This window comes from Alteromonas profundi, from assembly GCF_010500865.1.
In the GTDB taxonomy this organism is placed as follows: domain Bacteria; phylum Pseudomonadota; class Gammaproteobacteria; order Enterobacterales; family Alteromonadaceae; genus Alteromonas; species Alteromonas profundi.
Genome location: NZ_JAAAWN010000005.1, coordinates 97,497 through 120,221, shown reverse-complemented (window position 1 = coordinate 120,221; position 22,725 = coordinate 97,497). Strand labels below are relative to the sequence as shown.

Annotated in this window: 31 protein-coding genes; 17 read left to right on the top strand and 14 right to left on the bottom strand. The window is 43.2% G+C overall.

The genetic code is table 11. The features are described from left to right. Window positions 1–108: 108 nt before the first annotated feature. Window positions 109–777 (top strand): YceH family protein, encoded by a 669-nt coding sequence (locus GTH32_RS05470; RefSeq protein WP_163084231.1) that lies wholly within the window; start codon window positions 109–111, stop codon window positions 775–777. A 1-nt stretch (window position 778) separates the two neighbouring features. On the opposite strand, the gene GTH32_RS05465 is transcribed toward GTH32_RS05470, so the two are convergent. The 4 genes from GTH32_RS05465 to GTH32_RS19350 all read right to left on the bottom strand — a co-directional run bounded on the left by GTH32_RS05465 (window position 779) and on the right by GTH32_RS19350 (window position 2,557). Further along, window positions 779–1,009, bottom strand: a complete 231-nt coding sequence (locus GTH32_RS05465; RefSeq protein WP_163084230.1) for a DUF2789 family protein — start codon at window positions 1,007–1,009, stop codon at window positions 779–781. Between the two features lie 62 nt (window positions 1,010–1,071). Further along, window positions 1,072–1,422 (bottom strand): DUF2750 domain-containing protein, encoded by a 351-nt coding sequence (locus tag GTH32_RS05460; protein WP_163084229.1) that lies wholly within the window; start codon window positions 1,420–1,422, stop codon window positions 1,072–1,074. A gap of 15 nt (window positions 1,423–1,437) precedes the next feature. After that, entirely contained in the window at window positions 1,438–2,271 is an 834-nt protein-coding gene (locus GTH32_RS05455; RefSeq protein WP_163084228.1) for a LysR family transcriptional regulator, read from the bottom strand. A gap of 124 nt (window positions 2,272–2,395) precedes the next feature. Next, the gene (locus GTH32_RS19350) at window positions 2,396–2,557 is read right to left on the bottom strand and encodes a hypothetical protein (protein ID WP_203565382.1); all 162 of its coding nucleotides are present in this window, start codon (window positions 2,555–2,557) and stop codon (window positions 2,396–2,398) included. A gap of 386 nt (window positions 2,558–2,943) precedes the next feature. Between GTH32_RS19350 and GTH32_RS05450 the strand changes: the two genes are divergently transcribed. The 4 genes from GTH32_RS05450 to GTH32_RS05435 all read left to right on the top strand — a co-directional run bounded on the left by GTH32_RS05450 (window position 2,944) and on the right by GTH32_RS05435 (window position 5,808). Beyond that, window positions 2,944–3,300, top strand: a complete 357-nt coding sequence (locus GTH32_RS05450; RefSeq protein ID WP_163084227.1) for a MaoP family protein — start codon at window positions 2,944–2,946, stop codon at window positions 3,298–3,300. Between the two features lie 287 nt (window positions 3,301–3,587). Further along, window positions 3,588–4,334: a PRC-barrel domain-containing protein gene (locus tag GTH32_RS05445; protein WP_163084226.1), complete on the top strand. Its 747-nt coding sequence runs from the start codon at window positions 3,588–3,590 to the stop codon at window positions 4,332–4,334. Between the two features lie 119 nt (window positions 4,335–4,453). Next, window positions 4,454–4,804 carry a rhodanese-like domain-containing protein gene (locus GTH32_RS05440; protein WP_163084225.1) on the top strand — a complete coding sequence of 117 codons (351 nt, stop codon included), beginning with the start codon at window positions 4,454–4,456 and terminating at the stop codon, window positions 4,802–4,804. A gap of 65 nt (window positions 4,805–4,869) precedes the next feature. Continuing rightward, window positions 4,870–5,808, top strand: a complete 939-nt coding sequence (locus GTH32_RS05435; protein WP_163084224.1) for a LysR family transcriptional regulator — start codon at window positions 4,870–4,872, stop codon at window positions 5,806–5,808. 9 nt (window positions 5,809–5,817) lie between these two features. Here the strand turns inward: GTH32_RS05435 and GTH32_RS05430 are convergent, their stop codons facing one another. Continuing rightward, complete coding sequence (locus GTH32_RS05430; RefSeq protein ID WP_163084223.1) at window positions 5,818–5,985, bottom strand: hypothetical protein; 168 nt, start codon at window positions 5,983–5,985, stop codon at window positions 5,818–5,820. Window positions 5,986–6,442: 457 nt separating this feature from the next. Between GTH32_RS05430 and GTH32_RS05425 the strand changes: the two genes are divergently transcribed. The 9 genes from GTH32_RS05425 to GTH32_RS05385 all read left to right on the top strand — a co-directional run bounded on the left by GTH32_RS05425 (window position 6,443) and on the right by GTH32_RS05385 (window position 13,921). Further along, window positions 6,443–7,774 carry a sigma 54-interacting transcriptional regulator gene (locus tag GTH32_RS05425; RefSeq protein WP_163084222.1) on the top strand — a complete coding sequence of 444 codons (1,332 nt, stop codon included), beginning with the start codon at window positions 6,443–6,445 and terminating at the stop codon, window positions 7,772–7,774. 15 nt (window positions 7,775–7,789) lie between these two features. Continuing rightward, on the top strand, window positions 7,790–8,014 hold the full coding sequence (locus tag GTH32_RS05420; RefSeq protein WP_163084221.1) for a hypothetical protein: 225 nt from the start codon (window positions 7,790–7,792) through the stop codon (window positions 8,012–8,014). 4 nt (window positions 8,015–8,018) lie between these two features. Then, window positions 8,019–9,521 carry a sensor histidine kinase gene (locus GTH32_RS05415; protein ID WP_163084220.1) on the top strand — a complete coding sequence of 501 codons (1,503 nt, stop codon included), beginning with the start codon at window positions 8,019–8,021 and terminating at the stop codon, window positions 9,519–9,521. Between the two features lies 1 nt (window position 9,522). Further along, a complete protein-coding gene (locus tag GTH32_RS05410) occupies window positions 9,523–9,975 on the top strand; it encodes a response regulator (protein ID WP_163084219.1) in 453 nt (150 codons plus the stop codon). Window positions 9,976–9,986: 11 nt separating this feature from the next. Next, the gene (locus GTH32_RS05405) at window positions 9,987–11,972 is read left to right on the top strand and encodes a response regulator (RefSeq protein ID WP_163084218.1); all 1,986 of its coding nucleotides are present in this window, start codon (window positions 9,987–9,989) and stop codon (window positions 11,970–11,972) included. A 224-nt stretch (window positions 11,973–12,196) separates the two neighbouring features. Next, the gene (locus GTH32_RS05400) at window positions 12,197–12,541 is read left to right on the top strand and encodes a DUF883 domain-containing protein (protein WP_163084217.1); all 345 of its coding nucleotides are present in this window, start codon (window positions 12,197–12,199) and stop codon (window positions 12,539–12,541) included. A gap of 6 nt (window positions 12,542–12,547) precedes the next feature. Next, entirely contained in the window at window positions 12,548–13,057 is a 510-nt protein-coding gene (locus tag GTH32_RS05395) for a hypothetical protein (RefSeq protein ID WP_163084216.1), read from the top strand. A gap of 35 nt (window positions 13,058–13,092) precedes the next feature. After that, window positions 13,093–13,350, top strand: coding sequence for a hypothetical protein (locus GTH32_RS05390; RefSeq protein WP_163084215.1), 258 nt, complete (start codon window positions 13,093–13,095; stop codon window positions 13,348–13,350). 13 nt (window positions 13,351–13,363) lie between these two features. Next, entirely contained in the window at window positions 13,364–13,921 is a 558-nt protein-coding gene (locus GTH32_RS05385; protein ID WP_246223153.1) for a CC0125/CC1285 family lipoprotein, read from the top strand. A gap of 98 nt (window positions 13,922–14,019) precedes the next feature. On the opposite strand, the gene yfbR is transcribed toward GTH32_RS05385, so the two are convergent. Further along, a complete protein-coding gene (gene yfbR / locus GTH32_RS05380) occupies window positions 14,020–14,727 on the bottom strand; it encodes a 5'-deoxynucleotidase (RefSeq protein WP_246223152.1) in 708 nt (235 codons plus the stop codon). 216 nt (window positions 14,728–14,943) lie between these two features. On the opposite strand from yfbR, the gene GTH32_RS05375 reads away from it, so the two are divergent. Together GTH32_RS05375 and GTH32_RS05370 are read left to right on the top strand one after the other, a co-directional pair. Further along, the gene (locus GTH32_RS05375; RefSeq protein WP_163084329.1) at window positions 14,944–15,120 is read left to right on the top strand and encodes a DUF1328 family protein; all 177 of its coding nucleotides are present in this window, start codon (window positions 14,944–14,946) and stop codon (window positions 15,118–15,120) included. A gap of 30 nt (window positions 15,121–15,150) precedes the next feature. Beyond that, window positions 15,151–15,345 (top strand): hypothetical protein, encoded by a 195-nt coding sequence (locus GTH32_RS05370; RefSeq protein WP_163084214.1) that lies wholly within the window; start codon window positions 15,151–15,153, stop codon window positions 15,343–15,345. Between the two features lie 78 nt (window positions 15,346–15,423). On the opposite strand, the gene GTH32_RS05365 is transcribed toward GTH32_RS05370, so the two are convergent. Beyond that, on the bottom strand, window positions 15,424–16,050 hold the full coding sequence (locus tag GTH32_RS05365; RefSeq protein WP_163084213.1) for a hypothetical protein: 627 nt from the start codon (window positions 16,048–16,050) through the stop codon (window positions 15,424–15,426). A 197-nt stretch (window positions 16,051–16,247) separates the two neighbouring features. Here GTH32_RS05365 and GTH32_RS05360 point away from each other — a divergent pair, with 197 nt between their 5' ends. Continuing rightward, window positions 16,248–16,973 carry a transthyretin-like family protein gene (locus GTH32_RS05360; RefSeq protein ID WP_163084212.1) on the top strand — a complete coding sequence of 242 codons (726 nt, stop codon included), beginning with the start codon at window positions 16,248–16,250 and terminating at the stop codon, window positions 16,971–16,973. 102 nt (window positions 16,974–17,075) lie between these two features. Here GTH32_RS05360 and GTH32_RS05355 read toward each other — a convergent pair whose 3' ends face one another. The 7 genes from GTH32_RS05355 to GTH32_RS05325 form a co-directional block, all read right to left on the bottom strand. Beyond that, window positions 17,076–17,867 carry a trypsin-like serine protease gene (locus GTH32_RS05355; protein WP_163084211.1) on the bottom strand — a complete coding sequence of 264 codons (792 nt, stop codon included), beginning with the start codon at window positions 17,865–17,867 and terminating at the stop codon, window positions 17,076–17,078. A gap of 258 nt (window positions 17,868–18,125) precedes the next feature. Beyond that, on the bottom strand, window positions 18,126–18,497 hold the full coding sequence (locus GTH32_RS05350) for a hypothetical protein (protein WP_203565380.1): 372 nt from the start codon (window positions 18,495–18,497) through the stop codon (window positions 18,126–18,128). Window positions 18,498–18,557: 60 nt separating this feature from the next. Beyond that, window positions 18,558–18,923, bottom strand: coding sequence for a DUF4870 domain-containing protein (locus GTH32_RS05345; protein WP_163084210.1), 366 nt, complete (start codon window positions 18,921–18,923; stop codon window positions 18,558–18,560). A gap of 123 nt (window positions 18,924–19,046) precedes the next feature. Next, complete coding sequence (locus tag GTH32_RS05340; RefSeq protein ID WP_163084209.1) at window positions 19,047–19,262, bottom strand: hypothetical protein; 216 nt, start codon at window positions 19,260–19,262, stop codon at window positions 19,047–19,049. A 1-nt stretch (window position 19,263) separates the two neighbouring features. Continuing rightward, window positions 19,264–22,071, bottom strand: coding sequence for a DUF349 domain-containing protein (locus GTH32_RS05335; RefSeq protein ID WP_163084208.1), 2,808 nt, complete (start codon window positions 22,069–22,071; stop codon window positions 19,264–19,266). Then, on the bottom strand, window positions 22,061–22,354 hold the full coding sequence (locus GTH32_RS05330; RefSeq protein ID WP_163084207.1) for a YeaC family protein: 294 nt from the start codon (window positions 22,352–22,354) through the stop codon (window positions 22,061–22,063). Before GTH32_RS05330 ends, GTH32_RS05335 begins: the two co-directional genes overlap by 11 nt. Next, window positions 22,351–22,680, bottom strand: coding sequence for a hypothetical protein (locus tag GTH32_RS05325; protein WP_163084206.1), 330 nt, complete (start codon window positions 22,678–22,680; stop codon window positions 22,351–22,353). The genes GTH32_RS05330 and GTH32_RS05325 overlap by 4 nt, the downstream gene beginning before the upstream one ends. Window positions 22,681–22,725: the final 45 nt, after the last annotated feature.

The window sequence follows — 22,725 nt, the reverse complement described above, 5'->3', positions numbered from 1 at the left end:
CGATGAACTTAACCTTTAAACCACTCTCCCTTAATGGCAGGATTACGCTAACATTTGAGCAAGAATTTGCTACCCTAAATAGTAAATAAAAAGGAGCAACACTTCATTATGACTATTACCCTAACGGAAGACGAAGCTCGTGTTATCGGTGTATTGTTAGAAAAATCTGTCACTACCCCCGAGCAATATCCCTTATCACTTAACGCACTGGTAAACGGCTGCAATCAAAAAAGTAACCGGCTACCGGTAACCAAGTATACAGAAGAGGACGTCAACAACATTATTGAAGGGTTAAAAGCTAAACACCTTATCCAACTAGAAACCGGGTTTGGTAGCAGGGTTGATAAATATACCCATCGATTCTGCAATACCGAGTTCGGCGACATTACCCTTAGCGATCACCAGCAAGCAATAATCACCGAGCTACTTTTACGTGGAGCGCAAACTGCTGGCGAATTAAGAGGGCGATGCCAGCGCCTGACCTCATTTAACGATATGAGCGATGTCGAAGCGGCAATTAATAGCTTAATCGCTTACCAACCTACCCCGTTAGTTGAAGCGCTCCCCCGCGAGGCAGGTAAGCGCGAGGTGCGATACCGGCATCGCTTTACTATTCCTGTTAGTGCTACCGAACCCCAGCCAGCCTCTCCTTCTGAAGAACCTGCTCACCCTGATACCCTGACACATCTGCGTCAAGCGCTAGAAGGGGTTAAAGCTACCGTAGCGCAACTAGAATCACGCATCAGTGCACTAGAAGAAGAGCAAGAGCATAAATAATTTAGTGCAAGGCAACATTTAGTTCATCTATTACTACAGCCCAGTCTGCGTCGTTAATAAGCGCATCTTTTAAAAACGCAGACTGCCTTTCGCTCCAAAAAGGCGCCTCTTCAATATGCTCACTTTCGTTCAAGCCCTTATGCTTATCTATAAAGGCTTGAATACCCTCTTCACTATCGTCCAGACCTAGTTGCGCAAATAACATCTTCATAGTCGGTTGTTCAGCAAACATACTCGCTCCTTGGTTCACTTAAATACTACCTATAAGAACGCCGACGAAAGTGAGCTAGATCATTATATTTTTTCGGCAAAGTCTGCTGGCGCAATAACTTCACCCTCTTCCCCAGGCACTGGGCATACCATCACCATCAAGTCGTCTTGGGTCATGCCGGGTACCCACTTTGATAAAAATTCTTGGGTAGAAATTGCCATAGGCTCACAATCAGACCAATCCTCTGTGGCCCAAAGAGTGGCAAGGCTGGCTTCGGGCCACACAGGGACACCATCTTCTTCATCAGTAGTAAGCATGACACAGCCATGTTCATCTTTAAGAATGTATAATTCGCCAGCTGACTTAATAAGTTGCAAGCTAGCTTCAAAGCGATCAAAGGCATTTTTTTCTAATAGAGGGTGTTGTGTACTCATTGGGTAACTCGTTATTTAAGCGGTATAAAAGGACGAAACACCGGTGATGAGTTGCTGTAACCCAACACGACGGACCTGTTTCATTGTATGAAGGTAAACCTTCGCTGACATATTTCCCAACGCCTTCAGTTTGGTTACCTTGGCGGCGGGCAATTGCTCAACTACGTCTTCCGGCAGCACTGCGATGCCTCCTTCAGCGACTAAATTATTCAGCGCTAGGTTAAGTGAATTGGTGCGCAGCTTTGCGTCTCTTAACTGCGGATACAAAGTTAGCAGAACATCCCGCGCCTTACTTCCCCAATCAATTGCAACAAAGTCATCAGCGCTTACCTCATCTTTTAGTGTACCAATTCTGTACAGCGCCAATGGTTTCTCAATAAGCACTGTACTGGTAACTTCTTCTGACTTAAGTAATTCGGTAGAAAACGCTAAATCGATCACGCGTTCGTGAAGTTGGCGAGATACACTGTCTAAGGTAAGTACTTCAGCTTTTACCGACCAATCGGGAAATTCACCATGCAGCACTTTCAATGTAGAGGGCAACGCTAACTCACTCGCCAACTGAGTTGCCCCGCACACCACGTATTCCGACGATTGTATCTGTAACTCTTGCTTCGCCTCGTTGAGGGTAGAACATAACTGTTTGGCGAACGGCAGCAATTTTTCTCCCGATTGGGTAAGCTGAATGCTGTTTCGCTGGCGAATAAATAAGGTGGTATGAAAATACTCTTCTAGCAACTTAATACGCGCGCTAACCGCGGATTGAGTAAGGTATAGATTTTCGGCAGCCTTGCCGAAATGGCGAGTATTAGCAACCTCTATAAATGTGGTGAGAAAGCGTATATCCATGCTTCTTACATAACCGTAATGCTGTTGGAAGTGAATTGTCCCGATGATACGTTATGTAAAACCAAAAGCACAGAAACACACTGCGATTAACAGTGTGTTTTGTCAATTTTCAATCAAAGTGAGATTAAATGTATTCCGATTGTAGTCTCCGTTGCTTTTCACGGCGCAACTCATCGCGTTTTTGCTTTGCTTTAACATTTGCCTGGCGTTTGCCACCAGCACGCTTCGATTGGTTTTCTTCTACCGAGTCCCAAGGTTCAGGGTGGTAACGATAGTCCTTACTCATGATCATCTCTCGTTGTTGACACACTTTTATTATTGGCGCTATACGCCAAATTAAAAACGAATATTAATCATCGTTTCGACAAATAATTTTTCATTATTACCATTTACTTACACATATCCAAAAGACGAGGCTATTTAGTATAGAAAAGCAAAATAACCCGAGTTAGTTTCACTCCTACCCGTATACAAAAAATACGTTCAATTACAACAAGAAAGCGTAAAATAACGACAGGTTTAAAACATATTTAAAAGTGACATTTTTGTTACCAATAACCAAAGAAATAATTAACCAAAATTTTTTATTGATAAGAAAAAAATCTTTTGTTTCAACTTCCCCAGCTTTTGTTCTAAAAGTTCGCTTGAAGACAACCTGTTGCTGGAACTGTTATGAAGAATATTGCTATTCGAGCGTCATCAAAACCGTTTATTGACCGTCAAAAGTTTCCCTATGGCTTTAAAAAATCGGGAGATTTCAGTATTTCTGAAGCTGAATTACTAAGTGCTTACGGACGTACCTTACTGGCACTTGAAAAGGGAGAACTATCGCCTGAAAGTGAAGAAGAACAACACTTTGTCGCCTTTATTTCTGGGCGTGTGGAAGCTGCTTCACCGGTAGAGCGCGCATGGGCTAAATATGTAAAGCTAGCGCGTGGCAAAAAGCACTTTTACACCTTACATAGCTCAGCGAGCAATCAGTCTGACTATGATGATGATTATTCTGATGATGAGTTTGACGTGGCATAGTTATCACACGCTGTAGCTTAGTTAAATAACCCATATCTCGCCCTAGCGTAGCAAATAGCTAGGGCCTACATTGTTTTGTCTACAATTTCTCACGCCTGCCTTTTCACTCCCCTTTTGCATAGTTGATCTATCCTCGCTCTCAGCGCGAACAAAGTAGCACGACTTTTTATATTGAATACATGGGTCTACACTATTGATATAGGGCAATTATTGCGGCGTACAATCCGCGTATCCCGATGGGTAGATCAACATCGAATAATCAACGCGCTACGCAAAGGAGAAGCACGATGATGGTGACATATAAGCAGCTAAAACATTTTTCGATACACGCAACAGATAAGGATATTGGGGGTATACGAGACGTATTATTTGACGATGAAAGCTTTGTTGTTCGCTATCTTGTTGCAGACACCAACACTTGGCTGCCGATGAGTAGAAAAGTGGTCATCTCGCCTATTTCGGTATCGGATATCAACGCAGAAGAAGAAACAGTTGATGTGAACATGGACGCCGACACATTAAAAAACAGCCCCTCCATTGATGAACATAAGCCAGTTTCCCGGGAATATGAAGAAACCCTATTTAGGTACTTTGGGTATGGCTATTATTGGATTGGTCCCGGTGCGTGGGGCGATTTTTCACATCCCACCGAACTGGCCCAACCCAAGGTGATGGATGAAGCGCAAAATGACTTATCTCAACATACAGACAATCATCTGCGTGCGTGTGGCGAAGTATCAGGTTATGAAGTTTCTACCTCTGACGACAATGTAGGCCATATTACCGATTTTGTGTTTGATAATAGCAACTGGGCAATGACGCTGCTTATAGTTGATACACATAACTGGCTACCAGGAGGAAAAAAATTAGCGCTGTTACCTAAAGACATTAGCGCGCTTGATTGGTCCTCGCATCAGGTAACCGTAAACTTAAGCCACGACGGTTTAATGGAGCGTCCTGAAGTTGACTTAGACAAACTCTCTGATCCCATTTATGTGGCAGAAATTATTAGTCAAATCCAACCTGTTGTTTAGCCTTGGTGGTTAGCCTGTTGTCAAAAGGCTCGTTATTAACGGGCCCCATATTCCTTTCATTTAATTCCCCTTTCACGGTTAGTGTTACACCCTGCGTTTAAAATTAAAAGGAGCGACGTGTGCTTATAGATATCAAAACTCGTATTGAAAATATTACCCTACCTCTGCGCTGTGTAAGCGCACAAGAGGCCGCGCAAGAAATGGCCTCTAACAAAGGCATTCTACTAGACGTCAGAGAGCCCTCTGAAGTAAGCGAAAAGCCCGTAGAGGCCTCGATTAATATCCCAAGAGGGGTACTAGAAATGAAAATGCTTGAAAAAACAAAAGATTCAAGCACGCCTATTTACGTTCATTGTGCCTCTGGCGTTCGGGCTAAACTGTCTGGTGAGCAACTTATGCTAATGGGCTATGACAATGTCTCCGTTATCACCTGTCCTGTAGATGATATCGTAAACGCGACAAAAGACTAAAACCTAACATGTCGCGCTACTTTATGGTAAAAATGAGGGAACAAAATAAGTAGTAAGAGCAACGAATGCTGAAATCCACACTAGAGCAATGGCGCATGTTCAAAGCCGTTGTAGATGCGGGCGGTTTTAACCAAGCCGCCTCTCTCGTGCATAAAAGCCAATCTAGTATTCACCACGCGGTTCACAAGTTAGAACATGCATTAGGCGTTAAGCTTTTTGACAATAATGGCCGAAACGTAAAGCTGTCTTCTCAAGGAGAGCTTATGTACCGTCGCGCCTCATTTTTACTTAGCGAAGCACAAAAACTCGAAGCGGTGGCCTCAAGCCTGCAGTCAGGAACAGAATCCCTCCTGCGTATTGCGGTAGACAGTATTTTTCCCGCCGCCCTTCTATACAAGGTGTTAAACAAAGTATCCAGTGACTTTCCACTACTACGTATAGAGTTAGAAGAAACCGTATTAAGTGGTGCCAATTCTTTGTTAGATAGCGGTGACGTGGATATCTCTATTTCGCCTTTCATCTATTCCGCCGGTTTCAGCGAAGATTTGTGTGAAGTAGAATTTATTGCAGTCGCCCATTGTACCCATCCGCTTCACGCGTTAGGGCGACCCTTAACCTTAGAAGATTTAAAATCTCACCGCCAAATTGTGGTTCGAGATTCTTCTGTGGAACGAAAAGTAGATGCGGGATGGTTAGGCGCAGAACAGCGCTGGACCGTAAGCCATATTAGAACTTCGGTGGATATTATTTCTCAAGGTTTAGGGTTTGCTTGGTTGCCCACCCTGATGATTCAAAAGCACCTTGAAGAGGGGACGTTATTGCCACTCCCTTTTGACAACAATGTGGGGCTTAGGAAAGCCCTCTTATATCTAACATTTCACGATGGCGATGGTCTAGGGCCCGCCGCCCGTGCTTTTATCGGTGAACTACGCTATCAAACAATGCAGTGCACAACTGAACCTAGCCTAGGTTCTGATTTCCTCCCCAGCCTTCCTCCTACGTAACTTAGGTGACTACACACTCACTTGAACGTTATGCGTCGGTAAATAGGGCAAGTAAATGTTAAAATGGTAACGGGTAAAATTTTCACTCGGGTGGGTAAAATCGTCACGCTCGGGATAATTTTGCTTCAGTGAAGAGCCGCTACCTAGGTAACGCATGGCTACTTTTTCGCCATTCACATGCTCTTTTCCCTCTTATAGCAGCCTAGGATATTAAAAGCTAATCCGCGTTATTCATACAATCCAAATAAGCGCATAGTACATACGATTAAATACGCTTTAGAGGTGGCTGTGTAGCACAAAACACAGGGCTTATTCGCCTTACGCCCTTATCCGTGTCAACGGTTTTTTAACTGCTCCCCTTACTTATTTCAGCGCTACCTACACCTTAAAATAAAGCAATTAGCCCACATTTCACACTGCTATATTCTGCTATATTTGTGCCAATAACGAGCAAAGCGCTAAGGTATCAGCCATTTAGGTACACATTTTGCTGATTAGCTGTATTGCAAAAAATAATAATGACCCTATTTGCTTTGGCAAATAGTATATAGATAAAAAGATAATTAACGGCTTGCCCCAATATCACGGCGAACGTGATAGATTGACTAAAGACTACTTTAAAAAGGAAATTTACGTGCTGACTGTTTTGCTTGTAGATGATGATGCTGAATTCACCGAAGTCGCTTGTACGATCATTGAGTTTCTGGGACATGAAGTACTGACCGCAGCTAACCTTGAAGAAGCAAGGGACTGGCTAACCAAAGAAACGTTCGATCATATTTTGCTCGACTTCATGTTGCCTGATGGCAGCGGCGCACACTTATTTGATGAGCTAGATAAACTACCTAAGCGCCCCCGTGTAACTCTCATAACCGGCCACCCTTCCGTTAAAAGTATTATCAAAGGATTATGCGGCCCCAATATCGATTATTTAGTAAAACCTATTCAACGGGAAGATATTGAGGCGGTATTGTCCGGTAAACCTGCCGAAGCAGAGCCAACGCAAGCGAAAATAGTGAAGCATTTTGATTTGCTTATTGGTGAATCAGCGCCGATGAAGGAGCTATATAAGCTTATTGAGCGAGTGAGTAGAACAAGCGCGAATGTAATGTTGTTAGGCGAAAGTGGTGTTGGTAAAGAAGTGGTAGCAGCTGCTATACACCGCGCTTCTGACAGCGAAGGACCATACATTGCAACCAACTGTGGCGCTTTTTCAAAAGAGCTTATTGGCAGTGAATTATTTGGCCACGAAAAAGGGGCTTTTACAGGCGCAGTGGGCCGAAAAGAAGGTGTATTCGAACAAGCGGAAGGCGGCACGTTGTTTCTTGATGAAATTACTGAAATGCCCATTGATATGCAGCCTAATTTACTTCGAGTACTGGAAAATAAGGTGGTTATCCGAGTTGGGGGAACCAAAACTATTCCCGTGAGTTGTCGGGTGGTTTCAGCCACAAACCGTACCATGGAAGAAATAGCGCAAAGTAAGATCCTTCGTGAAGACATTTATTTTCGTTTAGCGGTATTCCCTATCACCATTCCACCGCTTCGTGAACGTAAGGAAGATATTAGCTTACTTGCACAGAATTTTATTGAAGAGTTCAATCAAGATAATGACACCCAATTTACGTGGCAAGAAAGTCAATTAGATACCTTGCACGCCTATGATTGGCCGGGCAATGTGCGTGAGTTACGCCACTTTGTGCATCGTGCAGCCATTATGAGCGACCCAGGTCAAAGTAACATCGAGCTTCCAAAAACCATAGAATCGCCGTTTGCGCAAAAGCAAAGCACCGCGCCGGCGCTACAAGCTGGGCGCACCATTGAAGATGTTGAAAAAGAATTAATCTACGCCACGCTAGAGAAAGTCAACGGCAATAAAACCATGGCTGCAGAAATGCTAGGGATAAGTACAAAAACCTTGTACAACCGCCTTCATGCCTATGGCGATTTAGCAAAAGACGAGTAACGAAAGGACAGTAGTATGAATGAAGATGACTTTGCACGTCTAAGCCAATATGTACACGACGCACGTAAGCCGTTAAATCGCATTTCGATGCAAGCTGAGCTGGTTAAGATGGCGCTAAACGGCGATGTGCCCCCCGAAAAAGCCTTAAACGCACTGGATAAAATAATATCTAGTGCCAAGGATTGTAGTGATACTCTATCTGAATTAACTTCAGAGATGGGTGATAAGACAACGGACTAACCCCATGGTTAATAGAGTATTTTCCTCGCTGTATAGCTGGATAATTATGGTTATCGTGGTTATTGTAGTGATAACCGCAAATTCGTTTTATGTAGTAAAAACCTTAGATGAACTTACCGTTCTTGAGTCGCACCTTTTTACCACCAATCGGGTTATCAATTCAGTAAATAAACTGCACGTAGCCGTATTAAGGGCAGAATCAGGCCAACGCGGGTTTCTACTAACTCAAGATGAAGCTTATTTAACCGATTACATCGATACGCTAAATAGTTTCTCATCAATAGCGGATGAAGTAGAAGTAAGCGCTCAATCTTCAGATTTGCCACAGCAAGATGCCCGCATAGATAAACTGCTGGTACTGGCAAAGAATAAAATTAATGGCATGATTGAGCTTGTAGAGCTCGTTAGAGAAGGCCGGGTTGACGAGGCCCACGCTATTGTAAAAAGCGGTCGCGGCCTGAACTTGTATAATGAGTTAGAGTCGTTATTTCAGAATATCGATTCATCTGAGCGCGATGTTCAAGCTACCCACCTTGCCAACCTATTAAAACTGAGAAAAGACTCGGCGAATACCCTGCTCATATCATCGGGTACTACCCTACTGCTTATTATTTCAGTTTTTGCCTTACTTAAAATGAATGCGCGGGAAGCAGAAAAGCATCAGCAGGATTTAGAAGATATTAACCTTGATTTAGAAAACAAAATAGCCGAGCGCACCCAAGAGTTACGAGTTTTTGCCGATGAACTCACCCGTAGTAATCGGGAATTAGAAGACTTTGCATTTGTCGCCTCCCACGACCTACAAGAACCATTACGTAAAATTCGTGCGTTTGGTAACCGTATAGACTCTGGTTACAAAGATGTTATGGACGAACGAGGTCGAGATTTCTTGGCGAGAATGCTCAACGCGGCCGAACGCATGTCTATGCTAATTTCTGATTTACTCTCGTTTTCTCGCGTATCCACCCGCGGCAAAGATTTTGAAGACGTTAACCTCAATAGCGTGCTTGATGCTGTTATTGGCGATTTAGAAATAGTAGTAGAAGAAAAGAATGCGCAGATTAATGTGCCCTCTTTACCTAAAATTCGCGGTGATAAAAGCCAAATCGACCAACTCTTTTTAAACTTGCTGTCAAATGCGTTAAAGTTCCAGCCCGAAGGTGTTACCCCCGTTGTCACTATTGAGGCTACTGAGCCTAACGACAATGATTTAAAAGATTTATTGATGGCTGGTGAATATAACTGGTTAAAGCTTATTATTAGCGACAACGGTATCGGCTTCGAGCAGTCCTTCGCAGAAAAGATATTTGCACCTTTTCAGCGACTTCATGGGCGAAGCGAATACAAAGGCACAGGCATTGGTTTAGCGGTATGCCGACGCATTGTAGAGCGACATAATGGTAAAATATTTGCCGATAGCTCGCCGGGAGAAGGGGCAACATTTACTATATTACTGCCTATGAACAGTGAGCCATTTGGCTCAGTTACTACGGATGGAGAATCTTAAAATGACCCGTAAACAAGTACAGCCGATAAATATCCTTATGGCGGACGACGATGAAGATGATCGTTTACTAACCGTCGATGCGTTAAAAGAAAGCCGCGTGCTTAATAACTTGTTTTGCGTTGAAGATGGCGTAGAGCTTCTTGAGTTTTTGCGCCATGAAGGAAAATATGAGGACACTGAAAAGTACCCGCGCCCCAGCCTCATTTTACTTGATTTAAACATGCCAAGAAAAGATGGCAGAGAAGCGCTTCAAGAGCTTAAAAAAGACCCGCAACTTCGGGCGATCCCCGTGGTTATTTTAACCACGTCTAAAGAAGAGGAAGACATGCTTCGAGGCTACGACTTAGGGTGCGCCTCCTACATCACCAAGCCTGTTAACTTTGAAGGTTTGGTTGAATTGATGCGTGCTTTAGGCCGTTATTGGATTGAATTCGTGGAACTACCCCACGATTGACGGAGAACAGAGTGGCTGACGTAATTCGCGTACTATTAATAGAAGATGATGAAGACGATTACTATTTAACGTCTGATTATCTTGAACAATGTGAAAATCCGCAGTTTCAGATCACATGGGTAACTAATAGTGCCGATGCTGTTGATGCATTACAGCAACGTAACTTCGACCTTTGTTTACTTGATTATTTACTGGGCGCTGAAAATGCCGTAGATGTATTGGACGTGCTCAAATCGAATCAATTTAGCTTGCCCGTGGTTATTCTTACCGGGCAATCTGACGCTAAGGTAGACGAGTTGGTGATGCGCGCAGGCGCGGCAGATTATGTACAAAAAAGCGAAATAGAGTCGCCCCGTTTCATGCGAACCATTCGTTATGCCATGGTGCGCAGAGAAATAGAGAACGAACGCCTTGAGCGCCATAAAGTAGAGCAAAAAAATAAAGCAAAAGACAAATTTTTAGCTCACTTAGGCCACGAACTTCGCACCCCATTAACCTCAATATTAGGTTATACCGAGCTACTGATAGACGACAAGAAGAACCAAGCGTTAGAACAAGAGCTTTCGATTATTCACTCAAATGGTAAGCATTTACTTAGTTTGTTAAACGATTTGCTCGATATGTCGCGCATTATGGCCAATAAGTTAGAGCTAAATATAAAGCCAGTAAACTTAGGGGTATTTTTAACTGACATTCAGTCACTTATGAGGTTGGCGGCAAAAGACAAAGGGTTAAGCCTTACCGTGGTATCAGAGTCAAAGCTTCCCGAAGTCATTCAAACCGACCCTACCCGACTCCGACAGGTACTGATTAATCTCATCAATAATGCGATTAAGTTTACCGATACCGGTTCGGTCAGCGTGTCTGTTGAAGTTCGCCCCCCCGCGCCAGGAAAAACCAATGAAAGGCTGCTGTTTAGAGTAGAAGATACCGGTATTGGCATGCCCCCTGATAAGTTAGAAAGTGTATTTCAGCCTTTTGAACAAATTGAAGATGTGATGCGTGCTAATCATGGCGGTGCCGGGTTAGGGCTGGCCATTTCAAAAGAATTGTCAGAAAAGCTGGGCGGCAAAATTAGTGTAGAGTCTGTGTTCGGTAAAGGCAGTTGCTTTTCTTTTACCATTGACCCAGGTGATATTAGTGAACAGCCACGTTCCATCCTTAGTTTGTCACCGCAAACGCAAATGGAAGCGAACCCCCTCAGTCTGCAGGTTACCGGTAAGGTGCTTATTGTCGACGACCTTCGGGAAATACGCCGTCTAACGGGTCATCTTGTTAGCCAATGCCATGCTACTGTTGCCTATGCGGAAAATGGCGTGAAAGCATTGGAAGCGGTACTACAAGCAGAAGAAGAGAACGACCCTTTCCATCTTGTTTTCATGGACATTCACATGCCCGTAATGAACGGCATAGATGCGCTGCATGCCCTTAGGCGGCATAAAAGCCAAGTGCCTGTTGTTGCGGTAACCGCTGCCAGTAGAAAAGGGTTAAAACAATCTCTTATGGATGAAGGTTTTCACGATGTCATTGGAAAACCTATCGACCGCGCTTCACTAACCGACATTCTTGAACGATTTTTGATGACCACTGAAGGCCCTGCCCCCTCAATTGAAGCGAAAGCGCTACAGGTTGAACAAGAAACCGAGGAAGAGCCTGACGGTAAAAAGGTGCTAGTTATTGAAGATGACGAAGATGCAGCTGAGTTATTACAACTATTTCTTGTCCATCAAGGCCACGATGTTATTGCCGTACACAGCGGAGCCGAGGCGATAGATTGCATGAATGACATTATTTTCGATCATGTATTGATGGATTTAAGTTTGCCTGACTATCACGGCTATGATTTAGCAAAAGAACTTAAAGAGCTACAACCTAGCACCGACTTAGTCATTGTAAGCGGCAGTGAGCCTGACCGCAGTACGATGGAGCACCTCGGCATACGTCAGTCGTTGCTAAAACCGGTCAGTAAGGAAGACTTACTCACTGTGGTGCATTAAATCTAGGGACAGTCCTACGACGGCGCTACTTCGTTAAACAAAGCGTTAAGAAAGAATTACACGTTGGTGCATGAAACTCTTACGCTTTTATTACTCCCCCCCTAGCCCGCTTATGGAGGAATGAAAATTTTACCATATATTTCAGTTAGTTAATTTAACTTTATATTGTGGTATAGCCATTGCAACCCTAATAATGCATTCATAGCAAAATTAAGGAGAGTACTATGGCAACAACCCAACGCACAACGCAGGGCGCTACGCAAAGCGCATCTCAAGCGACGGATAAGTCAAACAGTGTTAAAGAGCCTAGTCACCCAGTCACGGATCAGTTGAAAGAAACCCTTCATTCATCGGTAGACAAGTTGGCGAATAGCGCAGGTGTAGCAGAAGAGAATATTCGCAGTACGGCGACTAAGTCAGCCGACAATATGTCTGAGCGTAGAAAGCTCGCGGAACAAAAGTGGGAAGCATCAAAGATTCGTAAATATGCCATCGAAAACCCAGTAGCAACAGCGGGTATGGCGTTTGCAGCAGGTATGCTAGTTTCATCACTATTTCGTAAGAAGTAGGTCACTATGCTGACCGTACCTGATTTTCGTCAAGCTAGCTTTATACCTCGCGTCGAAAATCCGTTTCGCCTGACGCCGCCTCGGCATCAGGCGATTTTCGTTCACGAGCAAGAGCCTACGCAAACGCACGCTAACGAAGAAGAATCCCCCCCCGAGTCTATTTCATTTCATGAATTGATAGCTGCATTAAAGAACGCTGCGAAGCAAAAACAAAACCAAGGTTTTGCGCTGCTAGATTTGATTAATGCTGAACTTATGTTGGTGAAAAAAGCCTTTGTTGTTACTGCGGCTTCTGCGCTTATCGCATTTGCACTTGGTATATTTTGTTGGATACTTATCAATGCTATTATTGGTTATATTACCTTTATGGTAGGCGCGCCGGTACTTGCAGTATTAATTGGCTTACTCGTGTTCAACATTATTGCCGTTCTTATTGTGTTAAAACAAGGGCAAAGTGCATTTCAATATTTAAATGCAAAACGGATGATTCACTTATTTAAACAATTAATGGACTAAATATTTAGCCATGCCATAGTTAAGGTAGCTATATTATGACCCTACTATTAAATAGTGCTTTTGAAGAAATTCGTGAAAAAGAAGAGGCATACCAAGCGCAAAAACAGTGTGCCGCTGCTGCAGCAACGCACGCTAAGAACAACACAAAGTTAATCATGGGTAACCCGTCAACCTTGGGTGCTTTTTTCGCTGCGGGCGCCTATAAAGGTGCAACGTCAAGCAGCCCTAAACATCAGCGCAAAAGAGCTATCATAACCTTTGTTCGTACTGCGCTGACTTCAATATTACAATAATTAAGGAACGCTCATGTGGTTTATGTCGTTAAGAGTTCGCCCCCTCATTACCCTGCTATCTTTATGCATCTGTATAAGCTTAACTGCGTGTAGTAACACGCCTTCGGCCCTGCCCACACCGTACAAAGCGGCAAAGAATAAAGATGGCTATGGTTATTCTAGCGTGCAATTAAGCAATAATGAATTTCGGGTTCTGTTTAAAGCGACTGATAAGACTCCCGCTGACATGGTGCAACAATACGTTTTGCAGCGCGCCAGTGAATTGGCCGAAAAGCAAGGCTTTTCGCACCTTGCCATCATCAAAACAGATATTGAAAAACGCCCTGTAGAAGCTCGTCGAATTACTCAGGAAAACGCACCGCAACCTACATTCACCAACGATCAGCAATGTACTATGTCAGGATGTCAGCAGGTAGCAGAGCCTATGCCAGGGCAGACACAAAGTAATGTGGAGAAAACGCTAATCAATGACGTTTACTATTCAATACTCGTGCGCATGGCCAATACCTCACAAGCTTTGGGTAAAAATGCCATTAAAGTAAGCGATATTGAGCCGTTAAAAGAGGAGTGAGCGTTCTCACTCGGTGTTTAGATAGCGTGGTTATTATTAACCTCGCTTACACCTATGCCGCTTTACCCTTTATTTGGTATTCCGCCCTTTGATGCCCTCTATTGCCCTCTATTACCATCTAGATGAAGCGTATTCGCCCGCTGTACCCAATCTAAATCTTTAGTTTGTTCATCTAATGTGCCCTTTGCGTCCTCTAGGAATACCTTACAAAAGTAGTCAACCGCTTTTAGGCGCTGACGGTATTGTGCCAATTGCACTTCCATTTCCTGCATTGCATTAGCAAACTCAGAGTTTGATTTAGACAATTCGTAATCGCACTTAAGATAAGCACACAATACATCGGCGGCCTTCGCTAGCTTTACATGTATGTCTTCTTTATTTTGTTCAATTAGGGGCTGATAGCGCTGTTGTAACGCCTCAGGTAGGGTTTGCAGCAACATAGCTTCAAAGCGGCGCTCTAATTTCTTAATAGCGGCCGTGGTTTCAGGATCATGGTATTTCACAGGGCTAGGAATATCACTCATTCCCGCAATCTCGCTACCTTCGTGAAAAATCGCCATGCTGGCCACTTTGTCTGGGTTCACTTGTTCTCCAAAAACATCTGCGGCAATCGCACCTAACATATGGGCAACCATAGACGCTTCATAGATGTGAGTAGATAACATTTCTTCTTGAAATTGAGCCATTAAGGGCCAGCGCTTTACATTTCGTGCGCGCTGCATTAACCCGATAAAAGCAGATTGTTTTTTCGCCATAGGAGCTTCACTTTGCGTTAAGGATTTAGCATGAGTGTACCACGACGCCATTATTTTTCCTTATCCTCTGAGGGCGTAAAGTAATGTACTTAGGTCGCTATGTAAATTATGCAAATCACCTGTAAGCTTTGGTTAAAAATTTCTGAACACACTCTACTTTCTTCGGCCAAAAACAGTATAAAAACTTTATTATCAATTAGTTACAGTGTTGGCACAAACCTCGCTTTATTTACTATGAACATTACGGAGCAAAAAGAGGATTTAGCTATGTTAGGTTGGGCAATTACATTTTTTATTATCGCCATAATTGCAGCTATTTTTGGTTTTGGTGGCATCGCCGGTGCTGCAACGGGTATCGCACAATTTCTATTCTTTGTGTTCGTTGCGCTTCTTGTGATTTCTCTTATCGCTAATGCGGTTCGAGGAAAGTCGCCGAAAGTTTAGCTTCAATTTTTTTAAACCAGGAGAAAGGAAATGATCTCTATGAAAGCATTATCAAAAATATTAGTCGCATCAGCATTTGCATTTTCATTGGCCGCATGCGGCGATGGTGAAGCAGAGGACGCAGGCGAAGAAATAGACGAAGTAGTTACTGATGCAGGTAACGCAGTAGAAGACGCGTGTGAAGATGTTAAAGAAGGCGCAGGCGCTGAAGATAAAGACTGCTAAGTAACAGGGTATTTTATCTTCCCCCTAGCAAGGCCGATGGTTTCCATCGGCCTTTTTATTTGCTCTACATACCTGCAATTAAGCACAGCCCTCCACCCAAAGCACGGAAGGTACTAGACCTACCTTAACTCTATCTACCTGTCCGTTAACATACTCTATAACCACGGCCCGTGTTTTATCATTGTTATACCAATGCAAATAGACCCCCGGCAAATACTCATGATCGTAAATCTCTACCTCGGGGGACTGTTGTCTAAATTCCGCTAACGATTGCTGTCCAGTGGCAAGCGCCTGAAAAATACTCTGTTTAAAAAGACCATGTTTATCAGTGTGCGAATGAATTTCAAGATCGGCATGCTCTATAGTACCGTCCATTACCATTACGGCTAATGAAGGATATTTTTTAAACGCTATATACTGACAACCGTTATTTTGATCGCCCAATAATTGGTAGCTAAGCGATATACTTGCTACATCGTTACCAAAGTGAATCTCACCGAACCTGTGGTGTGTAAAGCTTTTATCAGACGCTGTTTGTTCACTCTCTTGTTGTTGAAGGCTTACCCGTTTAACAGGTTGACGCTCAGCCATTTGATACTTTGAAGATTCAGTGGAACTCGCAGTAGCAGGCTCTACTAAGGCTGAGCACAACATCAACAACCACAAAACGTAAATAGCAGTTAACTGTTTTATACACATAACCATTTTATGTACCGACCCCTACATTTCGTTTAACATAAAGTTTAACTTACCGTGCAGCCGAACAGTATCTTTTTGCATAACTGTTCTGCTCGCGCCTCATTAGCATGCTAATCTGAAATGCGAATGGGTTAACGAGAAATCGCGTACGCCTTAATATAACCGCTAGACGTTAGTCTTTGCATAAGAACAGGTACAACTTTATGAGGCATTTTCACGCAATTATGTTCGTCTTCACTGCCAGTATAGCAGTTGTTGCTTGTGTACCTTCAATAACAAAGATGTATAACGGGCCTGAAGTAACAGGTACTGTGGTACGCCTTTTTGACTTCTCCCCTGTTGAAGGGGCCCTTATCGCTTATTACAGCAATAAGGCACATGCGCCAATATCATCTACGTACTCAGATGCAAATGGGCAATTCACGCTGACGCCTGTGGCACGTAGACAGGTAGAGATTAGAATGCCTGCCCACGCATATAGGCGAACAACAATTTACACAGAACATAGTGATTACGCGAACTCTGTGGACATAGTCATTAGCGTTCATATGAACACAGAATACGAATATTACGCGGTGGGAAATATTATTGTTGATGACAGCCCTGAGATTATGGCGCCGCCTCTAAGAAAAAACGCTATTGATATTCAACGCCTTCAACAGGCATCACCACCCTATCAATTTATTAGCCATTGCGAAGACGCGCTTGTTGAAGGGGCAATCAATAAACTTAATATAACCCGCAAACTCGGCCACCGATTAACCCAGCCTAATAACCCATTGCATTCTCGTATAAAAATGCAATTTGAAAAGCTAACCCAACAAACGATAGATGTGTGGCAATACTTAGCCAACACCTGTGATGCTGGAGAAGAGCATGAAATGGCAGGGTTAAAATATCAGGTACTGCGGGAGTTAGAGCCGCTATAAAACACAGGAAATTTGAAGCAAATAGAAAAAAGATTACGTCTAATAGCGCATATTTTAGCTGAACGTTTAATCAGCCAAATATTTTACAACCTTTTGAGCTGCTTATTCGCTGCCCAATACACTTACTATCCACTCACGATAATTTGATACCCTAACTTGATAAGCAGTAGTGCCATATAGACCACCTTTAAAATAAGCCAGGTTTCCACGCCAAACTTGCCAGCTTGATAAGCCAACTAAATATGGCTTACCGTTTTCAACTATGACAGAAGCGCCGCCACTATCGCCTGCGCCGTGCATCCCTTCAAGGGGCAATGCGTAAGGGGGTTTATCAAATTTATATGAAAGCCAGTTTCCATTTGAGTCTTCAATGATGTTTTTAAAATGATTTAGTTCTCGCAAAGATTTTGTTTCAAGATTTTCCCCCGTTTTTCCGTTACCTGTTGCTCCACGGCCAAATACGGTGATTTCTTTGCCTGCTTCATTAATGTTGGGGTAAATATCAATTGGCTTTATATCTGTAACAGGGTAAGACAGTTTTATTAAAGCAATATCACTTCTAGATTTTAGAAAGTTCATTAATGGCGTTGCGTCACCATGAAATAGCGCGTCATCTATTTCAACATATTGTGGATGTATGTGAACGTGCTCTATTTCAAAGGCTTCATTGCCCACATTTATTTTTTTACCTGTGTAATCATAAAAAACGGTATGCGCTACAGTTACAATCCATTGGGGATTTATCAACACGCCATGGCCTTCATGTGGCATATCAATTAAGTATTTAGGCGCTTTGTCTAACACATAATTTTTAGCAGGGATATCATGCCGTTTCACTACAGCATTACTACTAAATGCCATGAAAACAAAGGAAAAGAAAACCAAAACTCTCATATTACGTCCATCTAGATTAATGGGAAGCTAACCCCTTCAGACAGAGAGTTCATAGTAACACTCGTTTCCACTGAAAAGCCGTATTGTGTATTTTAATATGAATGACGCTATCACGTACTGAGCTACCGCGTGCGAGCAATTGCCAACGGCAACGTGGGGAATATAGCAGCTATAGCGCATAAACGCTCAGTAATTAGGGATGGATAACTTCTTGGTAATCATACTTATTCGGCGCAAGTAGCCGTTAAAAACCTGTGACTATGGGCAGGTAGCTGATACCTCGCTTTTAGCACAGGGAAAACAGCTTAAAATCTCGCTACCGCTATAGGTTTTACACACCCGCCCTATTTCGTTATCTACGATAAATGACCGTTGCAGCGACGGTGAATAATAGTACGTGAACGACGCTCCTTGCTCTGTGAATGTTTTAGTTGTTATACCGGCTAAAGCGTCTCTTTCAATAGATTCGCTAGCTAAAACTTCAAGCAAATATTCCAGCGTTATATCACTTTTAAAGGGTTCACTATCTTGGGCCGCAAACACAAAGGTGGAGAACCCACTGAGAATAAATATCGCCAATGCACACACACTATGCTTAGCACCGCCTATAGCTTTACTATGATTTACCATAAACACATGTGCCTCGCACCGGTAGGACATATAGATTCTCTACTTTTAAAAACGTAAAGCTCATACACGGAAGAACTTAATGCTTAGTGGGTAGTACCATAGTTCACCATTGTTAGCTTTTACCGCCGCAATTATGGCAAATACAATATTCAATATGCCAAGTACCAACAACCCAATCACGCCCACCACTATCAGCATTAACACACCGCATATTACTGTGTATATAAGAAAACTGATTAACCAATTTGCTGTTACGCGCCCATGTTGATTAATGGCTGCATTATCGTCTTTATGGGCAATCCACATTACAATAGGTAGTATAAGCCCCAATCCGGGAACGATGATACTGCTAAGCTGACTGATATGAATAAGCGTACAATACGTCTTGGCAGTAAGGCCCCAATATAATTTTTCGTCCGTTGTCATTCCTTCTTCCTTTTGGTCAACGTTACTGCCTTTTTACACTACCCATACGCAATACTGAAGCTTTCATGCACCAGCTATTACGTTTACCTGTGCTAGGGCTTTGGGCTGTTTTTATCCATAATTTTACGCCTCTAGTCCGCCTAGGTCGCGGGCGAGATCGTCAAGTTGAGATAAGGTACCATCGAATTCACCCAGGGCATAACGATACGCCACATACACATGATGATCACTGCGCCCAAACTTTACTCTGAGCGCCTCAATATCCATATGCTTTACCGTATTTAAAAAGCGATAGGCAGACATTTCACTTTTGAATACGTACTCGATACTATTTTCCATCTTAATTTAATAACTCGGGTTGGGCTTCAATAACTTTTATTACACGGGTTAATAAAGGCTGCTCATGATTTTCCACCGCACCTATCGCTATCCAATCTTCAAGCAAATCAGACGCATCAATGGTCTCACCTTGTTCAAGCTTAGCCGTCATCATGGAAAGCTGCACGTCGGTTCGCATACTGCTATCAGCCGCGGGGCTTGGCATGTCGGTTACCGCTTCTAACGCTACCGTTAACCATTGTCTACTTTTCTCTACACGATGGCGCTGCTCAATCGCCGACGCCCAACGCTTACCTAGCACCGATGCATCATACGCTGGCGCGCTTGCTACATTGCTCTCGCTGTTTGCGTAATGTTGTAAGTAATCCACTAAGTGTGTAGCCCGCGCTTCTACCTGCTGCTGTAATTGTTTGTCTTTTACCGCACCACGCTGACGCTGAACCCCTGCAATTCTTTTGATAACCTTGGCTTTTAGAGGTGCAGGCAAGTCTTTCGCCAGCCCCTCAATTTCATCGACACTGCGCATAAAGGTTAGGTCGTCGCTATTAATATCAAGTGCGTCGATTTTCGCATTCAATGTTTCAGCTCGTTGATCGAATTCGTGAGACTTCGCTTTCCTTTGTTCTTTTAAGCGCTCAAACAAGGTGTCATTAGCCTGCTTAAATACGCGCCATAATCGACTTTCGTCACGCTTACCAGCATGACCAATATCCTTCCACTGTTTTTGTAACGCTTGAGCTTTGTCGGCAGCACCTGACAAATCTTCTGCTTCTGCCAACACCTGCGCTTCATCTACAAGGCTTTGCTTTTCTTGTTTATTAGCAAAGTTCCATGCCTGGATCTTTTCTTGAGCAGGTGTTAGTGCCGCTTTCCATGACGTTCTTAGTGTTTCATAGTCTTGTTTTTCAACCTGCCCTGCCTGATGCCACGCTTTACTTAAACGGTCAACAGTTTTCGCCAATGCAGCTTCAGGCTGATTTACATCAATAGACTGAGCTTCAAGCACTAAAGATTGTCTAAATTGCTTAGCTTCCTCACGTTTTGCATCCATCTTCGCGTAATACTCGCGACATGGGGTGAAGGCTTGTTCTAACGCGTCATCAAATTGGGCCTGTAAAGTCGGTTCGCTGGCTTGTTTACCTAACGATAACCATTGCTGACGCAAGTAACGTATAGCTTCAGTACGCGTTTTAATGTCATCAAGTGGTGCATCGGCTAATGCTTTCGCTTCTTCTATCAGGGCCGGCTGACGCGGCGCTGCAATATAGCTTTGCCAACCTTCTAACCGCTCTATTTCCTGCGCAAGATTATCAAAACGTTTGCCGATGCTGTCTTGTTGTGACTTATCTAACCCTTCGTATAGTTTTGCCAACTTACTGAACTTCGCCATAGCACCACGGAAGCGGCCTTGAGTAATTAGGTTTTCCACGGTATTAATTTGTTTACGGCACTGACGAAGTTGATTTTCTTGTTCAGATTTTTCTGCAAGCCGTTGTTTGTTTATTCTCTGGCTCGCGCTTTTCCAGCGCTCACTCAAATCACGTGGAAGCGACGTTAATTCGCCGGCAAGCTCCTGATATTTCGTTTTAAGATCAGAAAAGTTATGCTCAACCGTTTCCTCTGTCGACTCACTCTTTTTCGCTGCGTCTATCTCATCGGCGAGGCTTTCGGCTTGTGTTACCACAACAACAAGCTTTTGTGCGTACTGCTGCTGCATTGAAAAACCTTCTAGTTTCTTATTCAATTGCTGCAATACGTTGGTTGCTTTAATTAGCGAGCTAGAATCAGAAGAGAGATCTTCAAGGTGCGCGTAAGTAGCCTCAAGCCCACGCACTGCTTCATTTACTACGGCCACATCGGCAAGTGTTGCTTCGCATAAACGCTGATGATAAAGCCAATTTACCTGACTGGTGGCGTGGTTGATTTGCTCTTTTAACAACGCTTCGATATTGGCAATTTCTTTTTCCGCTTGCTCAGCTTCCCATTGAGGACGGATGCGCGCTAAATAACGTTCTAAACTCTGTTTTATACGGGTATATTTCGCCTCTACCTCTTGTTTATCGTCACTTTTAAGTAACTGCGCATTGTCCATCAAAGCATTATATTCCGCTTCAAGCGCTAATTTACGTTGCTCAATATCTTCAATATCGCTTTTATCGAGTAACGCATTGAATTTAGATAAACATAGGGTAATGTCACGCATCAATAATAAGGGCTTTTCCGCTGCCTCTTTTAATGCGCTTAAACGCGCCGAAATAGACGGGTTTATCTCTTGGCCTTTGGTCTTCTTTTCTAACTTTTGCAGCATCGCTACATCGTCGATAGTAGCAAGCATCGTCTGTTGTAATGGCAAGGACGCATGCTGCAAGAAAACCGTTTGAAAGAACGAGGGCTTGGCCACTTTTTCAATTAAAACCATGGCCAATTCGGTATTATCAAGTAACTGTGGCTCTGAAATTACAAGCTGTTGTATTAGCTCAGCAGACGCCGATTCTTTAAGAAACGCTACTTTATCCCCTTCGCTTATCGTTAGTTCGCCTTTGCCTTGCAAACAGGCTTCCACCTTACGCTGGGCCGTACGCTGAATACGTTCATTTTTGGAAATTTGCGACATTTTCAGCCACAGCACAAATGAATTTAACTTAGAAAGGGCAGCTAAACTTACCTCTGCGTTATCATCGTTGAACGCAAGCTCATGCAATATTGTTTTTTCTGATGGTTTTTCCGGTGACAGGTTTTTAATAGCTTCCAGTCTTTTTTCGGGATTCTGACTGGTGTGAGAAGGAGCAAATAACCGACTAAATATCATCCTGTTTAAACCGCGCTATGGTGTTAGTTTCATCGTCATCGCCGCGTAGGGCGCGTTTGAATTCTTGTTTACTTTTATGCACTATTTCACCGCTTTCATTAACGGTCATATGCTCTGATGATTTTTCAATCTTGGCTTGATACAGCATCACTGCCTGCATAGTACTGGCCTTTTGTTCATCACTAAGTGCAGTACCATCTGGCCATTTTCCTGTTTCCACAGCCTGACGTAGACGCGCATATATTTCTGGCGTCATACTATTTACTAATACATCTATATTCATGAAGAAAATCGTTTAATTAATACAATTCTAACTCGGTTGACAAGATACCATACAAAGCCCGCAATGCTGCACACAATTGCGATATTGTGCTGTAGATCGCCAGGTCGTGTACCGCCCCAATACATAAAGCCAAAACCGGCGACAAAAATAAGCATTGCGATTAGCGATTGGTTTTGGATACTTTGAAGCTTTTTAAATTTCTGTAATTGCTGCTTACGCTCGATATCTTCCGCTGATGCATTGCCTATTTTAAAATCACAATGGGGGCAAACTTTTGCTTTATCTGAGGTTTTTTTATTACATGAGGGACAATTGATAAGTGCCATATGTTGCTCCTGTTCGTGGTACTTAAATTAACCAGGCAGCGATGG